At 63.9% G+C, this 15,093-nt stretch carries 14 protein-coding genes; 5 read left to right on the top strand and 9 right to left on the bottom strand.

Going from position 1 to position 15,093, the window contains the following annotated elements:
• Positions 1-20 precede the first annotated feature (20 nt).
• The 5 genes from BXA07_RS08540 to BXA07_RS08520 all read right to left on the bottom strand — a co-directional run bounded on the left by BXA07_RS08540 (position 21) and on the right by BXA07_RS08520 (position 5,637).
• A complete protein-coding gene (locus BXA07_RS08540) occupies positions 21-953 on the bottom strand; it encodes an electron transfer flavoprotein subunit alpha/FixB family protein (RefSeq protein WP_076567300.1) in 933 nt (310 codons plus the stop codon).
• Between the two features lie 40 nt (positions 954-993).
• Complete coding sequence (locus BXA07_RS08535) at positions 994-1,743, bottom strand: electron transfer flavoprotein subunit beta/FixA family protein (RefSeq protein WP_076567298.1); 750 nt, start codon at positions 1,741-1,743, stop codon at positions 994-996.
• A 252-nt stretch (positions 1,744-1,995) separates the two neighbouring features.
• Positions 1,996-2,223 (bottom strand): sulfurtransferase TusA family protein, encoded by a 228-nt coding sequence (locus tag BXA07_RS08530; protein WP_010395510.1) that lies wholly within the window; start codon positions 2,221-2,223, stop codon positions 1,996-1,998.
• Positions 2,224-2,458: 235 nt separating this feature from the next.
• Entirely contained in the window at positions 2,459-5,071 is a 2,613-nt protein-coding gene (gene alaS / locus BXA07_RS08525) for an alanine--tRNA ligase (RefSeq protein WP_076567296.1), read from the bottom strand.
• Between the two features lie 119 nt (positions 5,072-5,190).
• A complete protein-coding gene (locus BXA07_RS08520; RefSeq protein ID WP_076567294.1) occupies positions 5,191-5,637 on the bottom strand; it encodes a Fur family transcriptional regulator in 447 nt (148 codons plus the stop codon).
• A 159-nt stretch (positions 5,638-5,796) separates the two neighbouring features.
• Between BXA07_RS08520 and BXA07_RS08515 the strand changes: the two genes are divergently transcribed.
• On the top strand, positions 5,797-7,860 hold the full coding sequence (locus BXA07_RS08515) for a TonB-dependent receptor domain-containing protein (protein WP_076567292.1): 2,064 nt from the start codon (positions 5,797-5,799) through the stop codon (positions 7,858-7,860).
• A 3-nt stretch (positions 7,861-7,863) separates the two neighbouring features.
• Here the strand turns inward: BXA07_RS08515 and ugpQ are convergent, their stop codons facing one another.
• Positions 7,864-8,604: a glycerophosphodiester phosphodiesterase gene (ugpQ, locus tag BXA07_RS08510; RefSeq protein WP_076567290.1), complete on the bottom strand. Its 741-nt coding sequence runs from the start codon at positions 8,602-8,604 to the stop codon at positions 7,864-7,866.
• Positions 8,605-8,787: 183 nt separating this feature from the next.
• On the opposite strand from ugpQ, the gene BXA07_RS08505 reads away from it, so the two are divergent.
• A complete protein-coding gene (locus BXA07_RS08505) occupies positions 8,788-9,906 on the top strand; it encodes a sensor histidine kinase (RefSeq protein ID WP_139335498.1) in 1,119 nt (372 codons plus the stop codon).
• Positions 9,903-10,757, top strand: a complete 855-nt coding sequence (locus tag BXA07_RS08500) for a LytR/AlgR family response regulator transcription factor (RefSeq protein WP_076567288.1) — start codon at positions 9,903-9,905, stop codon at positions 10,755-10,757. Before BXA07_RS08505 ends, BXA07_RS08500 begins: the two co-directional genes overlap by 4 nt.
• Here BXA07_RS08500 and BXA07_RS08495 read toward each other — a convergent pair whose 3' ends face one another.
• Complete coding sequence (locus tag BXA07_RS08495) at positions 10,758-11,084, bottom strand: hypothetical protein (protein ID WP_076567286.1); 327 nt, start codon at positions 11,082-11,084, stop codon at positions 10,758-10,760.
• Between the two features lie 164 nt (positions 11,085-11,248).
• Between BXA07_RS08495 and BXA07_RS08490 the strand changes: the two genes are divergently transcribed.
• Positions 11,249-11,896: a hypothetical protein gene (locus BXA07_RS08490; RefSeq protein ID WP_076567284.1), complete on the top strand. Its 648-nt coding sequence runs from the start codon at positions 11,249-11,251 to the stop codon at positions 11,894-11,896.
• A 5-nt stretch (positions 11,897-11,901) separates the two neighbouring features.
• On the opposite strand, the gene BXA07_RS08485 is transcribed toward BXA07_RS08490, so the two are convergent.
• On the bottom strand, positions 11,902-13,176 hold the full coding sequence (locus tag BXA07_RS08485) for an MFS transporter (protein WP_076567282.1): 1,275 nt from the start codon (positions 13,174-13,176) through the stop codon (positions 11,902-11,904).
• A gap of 103 nt (positions 13,177-13,279) precedes the next feature.
• Here BXA07_RS08485 and BXA07_RS08480 point away from each other — a divergent pair, with 103 nt between their 5' ends.
• Positions 13,280-14,182 carry a LysR family transcriptional regulator gene (locus tag BXA07_RS08480; protein ID WP_076567280.1) on the top strand — a complete coding sequence of 301 codons (903 nt, stop codon included), beginning with the start codon at positions 13,280-13,282 and terminating at the stop codon, positions 14,180-14,182.
• Positions 14,183-14,212: 30 nt separating this feature from the next.
• Here the strand turns inward: BXA07_RS08480 and BXA07_RS08475 are convergent, their stop codons facing one another.
• The gene (locus BXA07_RS08475; protein WP_076567278.1) at positions 14,213-15,085 is read right to left on the bottom strand and encodes a hypothetical protein; all 873 of its coding nucleotides are present in this window, start codon (positions 15,083-15,085) and stop codon (positions 14,213-14,215) included.
• Between the last annotated feature and the right edge of the window lie 8 nt (positions 15,086-15,093).

Here is a 15,093-nt window from a genome sequence, read left to right as displayed (position 1 = left end):
AAAACCTGAATGGGTAAGACTTAGCCCAGTTCTTTGACCAGTTGCGGCACGATCTCGAACAGATCGCCCACGATGCCGTAGTCGGCCACGGCAAAGATCGGCGCTTCCGGATCCTTGTTGATGGCGACGATGGTCTTCGAGTCCTTCATGCCGGCCAGATGCTGGATCGCGCCCGAGATGCCGACGGCGATGTACAGCGATGGCGCGACGATCTTGCCCGTCTGGCCCACTTGCCAGTCGTTCGGCACGAAGCCGGCGTCGACGGCGGCGCGCGAAGCACCCATGGCGGCGCCCAGCTTGTCGGCCAGCGGCTCCAGGATGTGGAAGTTCTCGGCCGAACCCATGCCACGGCCGCCCGACACGATGATTTTCGCGGCGGTCAGTTCAGGACGGTCGGACTTGGCCAGTTCGCGGCCCACGAAGGCGGACTTGCCATTGTCGCCAACGGCGGCGACGGTTTCCGTGGCAGCCGAACCGCCGGTGGCGGCAGCGGCGTCGAAACCGGTGGTGCGCACGGTGATGACCTTGACCTTGTCGCCAGATTGCACGGTGGCAATGGCGTTACCGGCGTAGATCGGGCGCTCGAACGTATCTGGCGAGTCGACCTTGGTGATTTCCGAGATTTGCGCTACGTCCAGCTTGGCGGCCACGCGCGGCAGGATGTTCTTGCCGTAGGCGGTGGCTGGCGCCAGGATGTGGCTGTAGTTGCCGGCGATGGCCAGCACTTGCTCGGCCACGTTCTCGGCCAGGCCGTCGGCAAAGTATGGCGCGTCGGCCACGATGACTTTCGTCACGCCGGCGATCTGCGCGGCGGCAGCGGCGGCAGCCGAGGCGTTCGAACCTGCGACCAGTACGTGCACGTCGCCGCCGCACTGGGCAGCCGCGGTCACGGTGTGGTGGGTGCTGCCCTTTACGGTAGCGTTGTCGTGTTCAGCAATAACTAATGCGACCATGATATGTCCTGTAATTGTTCTGGAGTGACGGCAAAGCCGCTTAGATGACTTTGGCTTCGGTACGCAGCTTGGCGACCAGCGTGGCCACGTCTGCTACCTTGATGCCGGCCGAGCGCTTGGCTGGCTCGACGACTTTCAGCGTCTTCAGGCGCGGCGCAACGTCGACGCCCAGGTCTTCCGGCTTGACGGTCTCGAGGGGCTTTTTCTTTGCCTTCATGATGTTCGGCAAGGTCACATAGCGTGGCTCGTTCAAACGCAGGTCGGTGGTGATGATCGCTGGCAAGGTCAATGCCAGGGTTTCCAGGCCGCCATCGACTTCGCGCGTGACGGTGACTTTGCCGTCTTCCAGCACGACTTTCGAAGCGAACGTGGCTTGCGGCCAACCCAGCAGGGCAGCGAGCATCTGGCCCGTCTGGTTGCTGTCGTCGTCGATCGCCTGTTTGCCCAGGATGATCAGTTGCGGCTGTTCTTTCTCGGCCAGGGATTTGACCAGCTTGGCCACGGCCAGCGGTTCCAGTTCGGTCGTCGTTTCCACCAGGATGCCGCGGTCGGCGCCGATGGCCATGGCGGTGCGCAGGGTTTCCTGGCACTGTGTCACGCCGCAGGAGATGGCGACCACTTCAGTGACCTTGCCGGCCTCTTTCAGGCGCATCGCTTCTTCCAGCGCGATCTCATCGAAAGGGTTCATCGACATTTTGACGTTGGCGGTATCGACGCCAGTGCCGTCACTCTTGACGCGGACTTTGACGTTATAGTCGACCACGCGTTTGACGGGTACCAAGACTTTCATAGCTATGCCTTTGGGAAATTATAAAAATGACGGATCAAGTGCTGATTGTGCGTTCGATTATAAGAGAAATTTGAATCCTGAACCGAATTTAAGCACGATCGTGCGATTTTTTGTTAGAGCAATCCATCTAAACTGTGCAACTACGGGGATTTCGGGGGAGTCTGCCGTTACGCTGCAGGGCAGCAAAAGGGCGTGGAAATGGCCCAGCAAGAAGAAAGCCAGGCCGCGCCACGGCGGCCCCGGCCGGCAGGATTATTTGCGTTGCATCAGGAAGACGAATTCGGTGCCCGTCTGCACGTGCGACAGCAGGGCATTGCCCGTTTGCTTGGCGAAAGCCTGGAAGTCGCGCACGGAACCGGGATCGGTTGCCATGATGCGCAGCACTTCCCCGCTCTGCAGCTCTGACAAAGCCTTTTTCGCCTTCAGAATCGGCAACGGGCAATTCAAGCCCCGCGCGTCGAGTTCTTTGTGAAATTCCATAATCTCGGTATCAAGTAGTGTGTCGCTCATCATCAATATCCCACCATTTTTGTTGTACTGATTTTCGACATACTACTCTAAATCAGGGGCATTGACGCGCTGCACCAAAATAGTTCATCGGCTGTTGTGGGGTCACAACGGGATTCCAAAAGAAATAACGGCCCGCAAACACCGTCTGCGGGCCGTTTTCAAGAGGCAGTGGGGTGGGAAACCCGCATGCCTGCTAGCTTACGCCTTATTTCACGCGCTCGCCCACCCAGGCCGGCACGCCGGCCAGGGCGTTCGCCAGGCCGCTAGCATCGGTGCCGCCGGCCTGCGCCATATCGGGGCGTCCGCCGCCTTTTCCGCCCACTTGCTGTGCAACGAAGTTCACCAGCTCGCCCGCTTTGACCTTGCCAGTCGCATCCGCCGTCACGCCGGCGATCAGGCTGACCTTGCCGTCAGCCACGCTGGCCAGCACGATGGCGGCCGTCTTCAGCTTGTCCTTCAGCTTGTCCATGGTTTCGCGCAGGCGGGCCACGTCGGCGCCGTCCAGCACGGCCGCCAGCACCTTGACGCCGTTGACATCGACGGCTTGCGTGACCAGCTCATCGCCCTGGCCCGACGCCAGTTTCGATTTCAGCGCGGCCAGTTCCTTCTCCAGCGCCTTCACGTGGTCTTGCACCTGAGCAATGCGGGCCGTCAGTTCTTCCGGCTGCGCCTTCAGGGCGCTGGCTGCTTCGACGAGGCGGCGGTTGATGGTCTGCACCAGCGCCAGCGCGCCCTCGCCCGTCACCGCTTCCACGCGGCGGATGCCGGCGGCCACGCCGCTTTCGCCGATGATCTTGAACAGGCCGATATCGCCCGTGCGCTGCACGTGGACGCCGCCGCACAGCTCTTTCGAGCTGCCGATGTCGAGCACGCGCACTTCGTCGCCGTATTTTTCGCCGAACAGGGCCATCGCACCGTGTTTGACGGCGTCGTCAAACGACATCAAATGGGCTTGCGTGGCGCGGTTTTCCAGGATTTCCTTGTTGACGATCGTTTCCACGGCGGCGATCTGCTCGGCCGTCATCGGCGCATTGTGGCTGAAGTCGAAACGGGTCTTGTCCGGGTCGACCAGCGAGCCCTTTTGCGCCACGTGGCTGCCCAGCACTTCGCGCAAGGCCTTGTGCATCAGGTGCGTGGCCGAGTGGTTGCGGATGGTGCGCGCGCGCTTGGCCGTGTCGACTTCCGCCGAGACGGCGTCGCCCACGCTCAAGGTGCCCGATTCGAGCACGCCGTGGTGGCCGAACACCTCGGCCTGGATTTTCAGGGTATCGCTGACGGCAAAGCTGCCCGCGCCCGAGGCGATCACGCCCTGGTCGCCCACCTGGCCGCCCGATTCCGCGTAGAACGGCGTGGTGTCGAGCACGACGATGCCCGTGTCACCGGCCTTGAGTTCCTGCACGGGCGTGCCGGCCGCGTACAGCGCGACGACCTTGCTGCTGAACGTCAGCTGGTCGTAGCCGACGAAGGTGTTTTTCTCGCCCGTGTACTCGACCTTGCTGTCCTTGTGCGTCTTGCCGCCCTTGCGCGACAGTTCCTGGCTTTCCTTCAGGGCCGCGTCGTAGCCCGCCTGGTCGAATGTGATGTCGCGTTCGCGGCAGATGTCGGCCGTCAGGTCCGGCGGGAAACCATAGGTTTCGTACAAGGTGAAAGCGGTGGCGCCGTCGATGCCCGTGGCATCCTTGGCCAGCTGCGCTTCCAGCACTTTCATGCCCGTTTCCAGGGTCTCGCCAAAACGCTCTTCCTCGGCTTTCAGCATGTTGGCGACGTTGTCCTTCGCTTCTTCCAGCTCGGGATAGGCGCCGCCCATCTCGATGGCCAGGTCGGCCACCAGCTTGTAGAAGAACGGTTTCGTCTGGCCCAGCTTGTGGCCATGGCGCAGGGCGCGGCGGATGATGCGGCGCAACACATACGCGCGGCCTTCGCTGCCCGGAATGATGCCGTCGACGATCATGAAGGCGGCGGAGCGGATGTGGTCGGCGATCACGCGCAGCGACTTGTTTTCCAGGTCCGTGGCGCCCGTTTCGCGCGCGGCAGCCTTGATCAGGTGCTGGAACAGGTCGATTTCATAGTTCGAATGCACGTGCTGCAGCACGGCGGCCAGGCGCTCCATGCCCATGCCCGTGTCCACGCAAGGCTTGGGCAGCTTGTGCATGACGCCCGCTTCGTCGCGGTTGAACTGCATGAACACGAGGTTCCAGATTTCAATGAAGCGGTCGCCGTCTTCGTCAGGCGAGCCCGGCGGGCCGCCAGGAATGTCGGCGCCGTGGTCGTAGAAGATTTCCGTGCATGGACCGCATGGGCCCGTGTCCGCCATCTGCCAGAAATTGTCCGAAGCGTAGCGCGACCCCTTGTTGTCGCCGATGCGGATGATGCGCTCGACAGGCACGCCGATTTCCTTGGCCCAGATGTCGTACGCTTCATCATCTTCGATGTAGACGGTGACGGTCAGCTTGTCGGCCGGCAAGCCGTACACCTTGGTCAGCAGTTCCCAGGCGAAGTGGATCGCGTCGCGCTTGAAATAGTCGCCGAAGCTGAAGTTGCCCAGCATTTCAAAGAAGGTATGGTGGCGCGCCGTGTAGCCGACGTTTTCCAGGTCGTTGTGCTTGCCGCCGGCGCGCACGCAGCGCTGCACGGAGGTGGCGCGCGTGTACGGACGGCTGTCCATGCCCGTAAACACGTCCTTGAATTGCACCATGCCGCTGTTCGTCAACAGCAAGGTCGGATCGTTGCCTGGCACCAGGGAGCTGGAACGGACGATGGAATGGCCCTTGGATTCGAAAAATTTGAGGAACTTGTCGCGGATTTCAGATGATTTCATGTTTTTTTGACAAAGAGTGGCGGCAGCTTTAAAGGGAAGATTATACGTGATATGGGGTGCGGCAATGGCGGGTAGCCAGGGCATTGTTGCGCCCGTGCCAACATCGACAGCCTGCCGACTCAGGCCGGGTCGTGGTGGCTGGCGCAGGCGTGCGGTGTGGCTACGGCCGCGGGCGCCGTGGCGCCGGCGGCCGCATTGCAGTCGGCGCAGCGGCCGTACAGGGTCAGTTCGTGGCGCTCGACAACAAAGCCTTGCGGCGCCATGCGCTTCAAGTCGCCCGGGCAATCATGCACGTCGAACACGCGCTGGCACGTGGTGCACTGGAAATGGTGGTGGTGGTGATTGGCGGCCGTGTTCGACTCATAGCGCGGGTTTTCGCCCGGCAAGGTCACCACGTGCACCTTTTCTTCCAGCACCAGCGATTTCAGGTTGCGGTAAACGGTGGCGATGCCCAGCTGCCTCACCTGCAAGCTGGCCTGTTCGAGGATTTCCTGCGCCGACAGGGGGCGCTGGGCCGACTCGATGGCGGCTTGAATAGCGGTTTTTTGACGTGTTGTGCGTTCCATAGCCAACAGAATACACCATCCGCCTGCATCTACCGCCCGGAAAAACTGTCACACAGTAATGATAATGGGTTATCATTATCATCTTCTGGCAGCCAACCCATCCGGCAATGGTCTGCCCCAACCCCGCCAACACCGATAGCGAATAAGGAATTCTTGCCCATGTCCGTACGTCCTCAACAACCGACTCCCCTCGCCCTGGCCATCATGCTGGCCTTTGCCGCGCCCGCCAGCGCCCTGGCGCAGCAGGCAGCCACCTTGCCTGCCGTTACCGTCTCGGCCAGCGCCCTGGCCCTGGGCAGCGACGACATGAGCACGCCCGTGAGCGTACTGGAAGGCGAGGAACTGGTGCGCGCCCGCGAAGCGACCCTGGGCGAAACCCTGGCCGGCCAGCCCGGCATCACCTCCAGCCATTTCGGCGCCGGCGCCAGCCGCCCCATCATCCGCGGCATGGATGGTCCGCGCGTGAAGATCCTGTCCGATGGCGCCGAAGTGCAGGATGCCTCGACCATCAGCCCCGACCATGCCGTCGCGGCCGAACCGATGCTGTCGGAACAGATTGAAGTCTTGCGCGGCCCGTCCGCGCTGGCCTACGGCGGCGGTGCCGTCGGCGGCGTCGTCAATGTGATCGACAAGAAAATCCCCACGCGCGTGCCGGCCAAGGGCTTCGAAGGCAGCGCGGAAGTGCGCGCCAACTCGGCAGCGCGCGACAAGGCGGGCGCCTTTGAAGTGACTGGCGGCTCCGGCAACATCGCCTTCCACGCGGAAGGCGTCAAGCGCGACGCGAAGGAATACAAGGTCGGCAGCGGCTGGGAAGGCGGCTCCAAAGTAGCCGGCAGCTACAACAAGACGGACACGGGCAGCGTGGGCGTGTCGTGGGTGGGTCAGCGCGGCTTCCTGGGCCTGGCTTTCACGAGCCAGCACGCGGAATACGGCTTGCCTGGCCACAACCACGAATTCGAAAGCTGCCACCCGCACGGCACGCACCTGCATTGCGGCGGCCACGACGGCCACGACCATGGCGACGAAGACGAGCATGACCACGAGCACGGCAGCGTGCCCTACGTGAAGCTCAAGAGCGAACGCTGGGACGTGCGCGGCGAATTGCGCGATCCCGTGCCCGGCTTCGCCAAGCTGCGCCTGCGCGCTTCGTTCACCGATTACAAGCACGATGAAATCGAAGGCACGCAAATCGCCACCACGTTCAAGAACAAGGGTCACGATGCGCGCCTGGAAATGGAACACCATCCCGTCTTCGGCTGGCGCGGCGTGGTCGGCCTGCAAACATCGAAGCGCGATTTCTCCGCCCTGGGCGAGGAAGCCTACGTGGCGCCGACGGTGACCAAAAAACACGCGGCCTTCCTGGTGGAAGAATACAAGCTCGACCAATGGCGCTTCGAAGCGGGCTTGCGCCACGAGTGGCAAGACATCGCGGTCGACAGCGCCACCCTGCAAGACCGCAGCGCCAGGGGCACGTCGGTCTCGCTGGGCGCCGTGTGGAAATTCGCGCCGCAGTACTCGCTCGGCTCGACCATTTCGCGCACCCACCGTTTGCCCAGCGCCGAGGAACTGTATGCGCACGGCGTGCACATGGCCACGGCCACGTATGAACTGGGCAATCAAAACCTGGGCAAGGAAACGTCGAACAATATCGACTTGACCTTGCGCAAATATGCGGGCGCCACGACCTTCTCGGCCAGCGCCTACCGCAACAAGGTGGACAACTACATCTTCGGCAGCACGCTGGACAGCCACGAAGGCTTCCAGCTGATCCAGTATGCCCAGCGCGACGCCACGTTTACGGGCGTGGAAGGGCAAGTGCGCCAGCAATTGAACCCCATGTTCGGCGCCAGCGTGTTCGGCGACTACGTGCGGGCCAAGCTGGCCGACGGTGGCGCAGGAAACAATAACAACCTGCCGCGCATCCCCGCCCAGCGTTTTGGCGTGAAATTCGATGCCAACTGGCAGGCGTGGAGCGGCGTGGCCGAGTTCTACCGCGTGGGCAAGCAAGACAAGGTGGCCGCGTTTGAAACGGCCACCCCGGGCTACAACATGCTCAACCTGTCCGCCAACTACGACACGCGCATCGGCACGACGCCGGCCCAGTTCTACATCAAGGCGAACAACCTGACGAATGAACTGGCGTACAGCCATACTTCCTTCATCAAGAATGCGGCGCCTTTGACGGGGCGCAACTTGACTGTGGGAATGCGCGTCACGTTTTAGGCCTCAGGACGGCTTGATCAGGTCGATCCGGTCCGTGCAGAAGCCGTCCACGCCCCAGGCCAGCAGCTCGCTGGCCCGTTCGGGCGTGTTGACGGTGTAGCAGAACAGCCCGTATCCCGCCTCCTTGACCTCTCGCGCCAATTCCGGCGTCAGTTGCTGGTGGTCGCAATGGAGCGCCACCACGCCCAGTTCCTCCGCCGTGCGCGCCCATCCAGCGGGAATGGCTTCGACCAGCCAGCCGCGCGCCAGTTCCGGCGCCGCCTGGCGCGCCGCTTCCAGCGCGGCGATGCTGAACGACGAGAGCAAGGGCAATAACTCCCCTGCAGCAATTTCCTTCGAAAAATAATCGCGCGTGGCCCGCGCCACCGCCTCGCCCGTGGCGACGTCGCAGCCGGGCGCCGGCTTGATCTCGATATTCATCCAGATGCGCTGCGCCTTGCAGTACGCCACCACGGCCCCGAACGCGGGCACGCCCTCGCCCGCGAATGCGGGGCCGAACCAGGCGCCCGCCTCCATGGCCCCCAGCTGCGCGGCCGTGTAGTCGCTGACCTGGCCCCTGCCGGCCACCGTGCGGCCCAGTTCCGGGTCGTGCACGACGACGGGTACGCCGTCGGACGCCAGCATGACGTCGAATTCCACGGCGCGGTAGCCGTAGGCCAGGCCGCAGCGCAGGGCGGCCAGGGTGTTTTCAGGCGCCAGGGTGCCGCCGCCGCGGTGCGCCAGGATGCGTGGATAGGGCCACATGAGGATTCCTTATGCAAAGACTGTCTTGCTATACTATCCCGCGCCCCTCCTGAAAAGTAAAGCGGCCCCGTTTGGCGACGCGCCGCCGCGAATGGCGGCGTGCGAGCGCCGTTTCGTCGCAGTCCTGTTGCGCCCGTGCCTGCACTGGCACACAATGCCTCATCGTTATCAGCAGACAACTATATGAAACCCGACGCCCGCTCCGCCGACGCGCCAGCTGCCAAGCGCCGCTCGCCCTACTACCGCATGCTGCGCGATGCGCGCTATGCGCTGGCGCTGAACGTGATCTGCGCGCTGGTCATTACCTTCATCCTCAATCCGGGCAGCCATTTCGGACAGAACCTCGTCGCCTCGATGTGCATCGGCATGATCGCCTTCCTGCTGATCGACGGCATCCGCCTGACCCTGTGGGGCGCAGACCAGCGGCCCAGATTCCTGCCCTTCACGCTCATCATCCTGATTTCCGTGCCCGTGGCGCAAATGCTGGGCCTGGTCCTGTTCGGCTGGCTGACGGGCGTGGACGTGGGCGGCTTCGACAAGCTGTTGCCCACACAGATGATGGGTACGCTCGTGTTCACCCTGCTGGCCACGGGCGGCGCCGTGCTGTTTTTCTCCAGCCGCGAAAAGATTGCCCGCCTGCAAATGATAGCCGCCGAGGAAAAGGCCCGCGCCGAATCCGTGGCGCGCCAGGCCATGCAAGCGCAGCTGCAGCTGCTGCAGGCGCAGATCGAGCCGCACATGCTGTTCAACACCCTGGCCAACCTGCAGGGCCTGATCAGCTTTGATCCGGACCGCGCCCAGCTGCTGCTCGATCAATTGATCCAGTACCTGCGCGCCACCCTCAGCTCTTCGCGGGCCGGCGCGACGACCCTGGGCCAGGAATTTTCCCTGATGCAAGCCTACCTGGGCCTGATGTCGATACGCATGGGTGAGCGCCTGGGCTACACGCTGGACTTGCCCGAGGCTTTGCGCGATATCAAGGTGCCGCCCATGCTGCTGCAGCCGCTGGTGGAAAACGCCATCCAGCACGGCCTGGAACCGAAGATCGAAGGCGGCCACGTCCACGTGCAGGCCTCCACCGATGGCGGCATGCTGATCCTGACGGTGGCCGACGATGGCCTGGGCCTCGACCATCCGGGCCAGAGCAAGGGCACGCAGCTGGGCATGGCGAACATCCGCGAACGCCTGCGCGGCATGCATGGCGATAGCGCCAGCCTGTCGCTGACCGCCAACACACCGGCAGGCGTCGTCGCCCGCCTGCAATTACCGATACACTCCACCACCACGAGCCCCACGCCATGACCAGTTCCCCCCCGCGCGCCCTGATCGCCGAAGACGAACCCATACTTGCCGCCGCCCTCGCGCACGCCTTGCGCCGGCTCTGGCCGGAACTCGACATCGTTGCCGCCTGCGCCAATGGCGTGGAAGCCTTGCAGCAAGGCTTGGCGCTGTTGCCCGACATACTCTTTCTTGACATCAAAATGCCGGGCAAGACGGGCCTGGAAGCGGCCGAAGAGCTGGCCGAACAGTGGCCCGACGGCACGCCCTTCCCCAGCATCGTCTTTGTCACCGCCTACGACGAATACGCGCTGGCCGCCTTCGAGCACGCGGCCGCCGACTACGTGCTTAAACCCGTCAACGATGCACGCCTGGGCAAGACGGTGGAACGGCTGCGGCAGCGCCTGTGCGCCAGCGGCGGAAGCGGGAGCGGGAGCGCGAGCGCAACGCCAGCGCCGGCCACCACGGCGGCGCCCGTCACCGTGTCCGCCAGCGACGACAACCTGGCCCGCCTGCTGGCCCAGTTGCAGGCGATGACGGCGCCCGCGCCGCGCCTGCAGATGATACGGGCGGCCGTCGGCAACAGCGTGCGCATGATCGCGCTGGCCGACGTCGTGTATTTCGAGGCGCTGGACAAATACATCAACGTCGTGTGCCAGGACAGCGAAGCGCTGATACGCACGAGCCTGAAGGAACTCTTACCCCAGCTGGACCCGCAGCAGTTCTGGCAAATCCACCGGGGCACCATCGTCAATGCCAGCGCCATCGCCACGGCCGTGCGCGACGAGGCCGGCAAGCTGTCGCTGACCCTGCGCCAGCATCCGGCGCAACTGCGCGTCAGTCCCTTATATGCCCATCTGTTCCGCCAGATGTAGCTAGTGCAGCTGGTGCTTCAGGTCCGACAGTTCATCGTGGACTTTCTGCACGGCGCTCTTCATTTCCGGCGTCACGCTGGTCGCCGTGCCGCACGCCCGCTTGGCGCGGTCGCCCAGCGATTCCATCTGGTCGACGGCTTGCCGGATGCGCGCATCGTCCTGCGTGTCGATGGCTTGCCGCACGGCGCTCTTTTGCTGGTCCAGCTGGTTGATGCAATCCTTCAAGTCCATCGGCATGCCCTGCTGCTTGCCGCACAGCTGGGCCGCCTGGCCGATCGCGTGTTCGATGGCGCCGAAGCGCCGGGCCACTTCCTTTACCTGCATCATGATGTGTCCTCCCATGGTATCTGGAGTTGGATCGCCAGGCCGGCCCAGGGTTCCCCGCCAGCGGCCAGGGCATTGAAATTTCCATGAGGCACTTTTTTGTAAGCGCTTGTGACATTCTAGATAATTATCAAATCCTTCAGATACATTGGCGTACCTGAACCACCATGCCCTCCATGACCTCGCTGCCACCCCTGCCCCGCCGCGCTCCCGGCCTGCTGCTGATCGTCCTGCTGCACGCGGGGCTGGCCTATGTCGTGCTGCAGTCGCGCCCCCGCCTTGCCGCTGACGAGCACTTGCCACAGGGCCCGGCCATCGCCTGGCTGCGCTACACCGCCCCTGCGCCGCCCAGGCCGGTAGCCTTGCCCAGCGCAAAACCGGCCGCTGAACGTGTGCCGCGCCGAACCATACCGGCGCCCGTCAGCCGCCCCCTGCCCCCGCCCGCCGCCGAGCCGGCGCCAGCACCGGCAACGCCGGAAGCGATCACGGCGCCCCCAGCGCTCAGCGCCGCCGACATCCTGGCGCAAGCCAAACGCGACGTGGGCAAGATCGACAGGGATTTGCGCAAGGAATTCCCGCAGCGGGGCGGGGAGAAATTCGACGACACGGGATTCAAGCGCATGCAGCAAGGCTTTGCCGAGGCCTACGCGGCCGTGCCGCCGAAATGGTACGAGGCATCGAAAATCGAGGAAGTGGGCGCGAATGAGGCCAGGGGCAGCCGCACGTATAAAATCACCAGCGCGCTGGGCACCCTATGCGTGACCACGCGCGCGGGCAAGCAGGGGGAAACGATGATAGGCATGTGCCCCAAATAACCGCCTCACCCCACCGCTTCGCGCGCGCCCAGCGGCTGCAAGTGGCGCAGGCGCAGGGCGATCAGCACGCCGCCGCCCAGGCACAGGCCCAGCATGATGATGACGCCCGTCCAGCCGTCGAAGCCCCACATCATGCCCGAGGCGGAACCGATCAGGCTGGAACCGAGATAATAGAACAGCAGGTAGAAGGCCGAGGCCAGCGCCTGCGGCGCGCGGGCGCGGCGGCTGACCCAGCTGCTGGCGATCGAGTGCGAGGCAAAGAAACCGAAGGTGGCCAGCGCCATGCCGATGACGATCAGCGGCAGCGAGTCGAACAGGGTCAATACAATGCCACTGAGCATCACCGACAGCATGATCCACAGCACGCCCCGCCGCCCCAGCCGGTCCACCAGGCGGCCCGCCCACACGGAGCTGAAGATGCCGATCAGGTACAGAAAGGCCAGCAAGCCGACCGTGCTCTGGCGCAAGCTGAACGGCGCGGCCAGCAGGCGGTAGCCGATGTAGTTATACAGGCTGACGAAACAGCCCATCAGCACGAACGCCAGGCAGAACAGCCACGGCAAGCCCCGGTCGGAAAAATGTTGCTTGATCGCGTGCGGCAATGCATTCCAGCCTTTGGTGCTGGGCACGAAGTTCTTCGACGCGGGCAGGCTGCGCCAGAATTCCGCCGCCGCCAGCACGCCGGCCACGCCCAGCACGCCCAGGGCCCAGCGCCATGACAGGAAATCGCTGAGCATGGAAGCGATCAGCCTCCCCGACATGCCGCCGAAGGCGCTGCCGGCAATATACAAGCCCATCGACAGTCCCAGCGACGGCCCCTCGATTTCCTCGCCCAGGTAAGCCATGGCCACGGCCGGCATGCCGCCCAGGGCCACGCCCAGCGCGGCGCGGATGGCCAGCAGTTGCGCATAATCCTGGGCGAAGGCGGACAGGATCGTCAATATCGCGGCGGAAAACATCGACGCCACCATCAGCGGCTTGCGCCCCACCCGGTCCGACACTGCACTGAGCAGCACCAGCGAGATGGCCAGCAAGCCGCTGGAGACGGACAGCGACCAGCTGCTTTGCGCGGGCGTCAGATGAAACTGGTGCGACAGCAGCGGGAACAGCGGTTGTATGCAGTACAGCAAGCTGAAGGTGGAAAAGCCGCCGAAGAACAGGGCGCGGTTGCTGCGCTTGAATTCGATGGAACCCTTGGCGATGGCTTTGCGGGCAGCGGGCGCGGAAACCGGAAGGGCGGAAGGTGCGGCGGGGGCAAAGGCAAGCGATGAATCAGACATGGCCGTGTTTCGGAAAGGAAGCGAGTCTTCATCTTAGGATTGCCAACTCATATCGTCCAATATATATTCAAGGCCCAACTCATACTTTAAAACGATTACTGACATGGAACTGCGCCACCTGCGTTACTTCGTCGCCGTCGCCGAAGAGCTGCACTTCACGCGCGCGGCCGAGCGCCTGCACATCGGCCAGCCGCCGCTGAGCCAGCAGATCCAGGCGCTGGAGGGGGAACTCGGTGCGCAGTTGTTCGAGCGCAACAAGCGCTCGGTGCGCCTGACGCAGGCCGGCCGCCTCTTCCTCGACGATGCGCGGCGCATCCTGGCCCTGTCGGAACAGGCGGCCGTCACGGCGCGCCGGGCCCAGCGGGGCGAAGCGGGCGAATTGCGCATCGGTTTTACGTTTTCCACGCCGTTTACGCCCTACTTCGCCACCGTCATCAACCGCTACCGCCAGCAGTTTCCCCACGTCACCTTGACCCTGCACGAGATGGCGACATTGCATCAGCTCGTAGCGATCTCGGGCCGGACCATGGACCTGGGCTTCGTGCGCCCGCCGGAAACGACGTATCCGGACGACATCCGCCTGACCGAATTGCGCCAGGACCCGCTGTTCCTCGTGCTGCCCGTCGCCCACGCGCTGGCGGCCAAGGACAGCATCGCCATTGCCGACATGGCGGGCGAAGGCTTTGTCATGTATCCCAGGGATGCGGGCACGGGGATTTACCCGCAGATCTTCCGCCTGTGCAAGGCGGCCGGCTTCGTGCCCCAGGTGGCGCAGGAAGCGGGCGAAGCGTCGACCATCATCGGCCTGGTGGCGGCCGGCTGCGGCATTTCCGTGCTGCCCGCCTCGTTCGACCGCATCCGCATGGATGGCGTGTGCTACCGCCCCATCGCCGACCCGCAGGCGACCACCAGTTTATTACTTGCACAAAGGGAAGAAGAGACGTCGCCGCTGGTGGCGGCTTTTGTACAACTGGCCGAGGAAGCGGCGCTGGAAGGGGGAGCGTAGGCCGGCAGGCGCCGGCCCACGCGAACGGCTTTACGAGTAGTCGGCGTCCAGCTCGGAACCGGCGTAATTCTCCAGGTCCTCGAACAGGCTCTTCATGCTGGCCCGCGTGAGGATTTTCTGCACCACGGTGCAGCTGCGACGGTAGGACGCGATGCGGTCGAGCAGCACCGGGTGATGCTGCACGGGCACCTTGGCCACCAGGGCGGCCCAGCCTTCCTCGAAGTCGGGCTTGTTCTTGCGCACGGAGCGCACGAAACGTTCAAACTCCTTTTGCCCCGTGCGCGCGACGATGCGCCCGCCCCCTTCGATGGCGAAGATGATGGCCAGGGCGATGACGCCCTCGGCATTCAGGTCGCTGTCGCTGACGGGGCCGTTGTCGTGGTGGCGGCGCAGCCAGCCGGCCAGGCGCACGACGGCTTGCACTTCCTTGCGCTGTTGCAACTGCAACGCATACTTTTCATAGCCGGCCCAGTTCTGGTTCGGGTCGGCCTGGCAAATATCGATGAACAGTTCGCGCAGGCGCCGCTGCAGGTAGACGGGGTCCTGGTCGTATTCGCCGACGAGGGCGTCTTCGGGCAGCTGCGACAGTTCCTTGATCAGGCGGAAACCCACCTGGAAGGCGTGCTCGGCGCCGTGCTCGACGAGGAAATCGAGGGCGGCCTGGTCGCCTTCATGCGTGACGGCCTGCTCCAGGCCCAGCGACACGCCGCCCACCGTCAGGTACAGCGCCTTCTGGATGCCGTCGGCAGTGCGCTCATTCGTGAACTTCTCGGCCACCATGGCCGTGATGCCCGTCAATTCATCGGCCAGGTTCAGCGCCGCGTCTTCGCGCGGGTCGTTCGGCAACAGCTTGATGGCGCGCACGAGGCGCGGAAGATTCTCTACAACAATTGCTGGCAGCATTAGACGTT

The sequence above is a fragment of the Janthinobacterium sp. TND4EL3 genome (assembly GCF_900156175.1).
In the GTDB taxonomy this organism is placed as follows: Bacteria; Pseudomonadota; Gammaproteobacteria; order Burkholderiales; family Burkholderiaceae_D; genus Janthinobacterium.
This window is presented reverse-complemented; position numbering and strand designations above follow the sequence as displayed.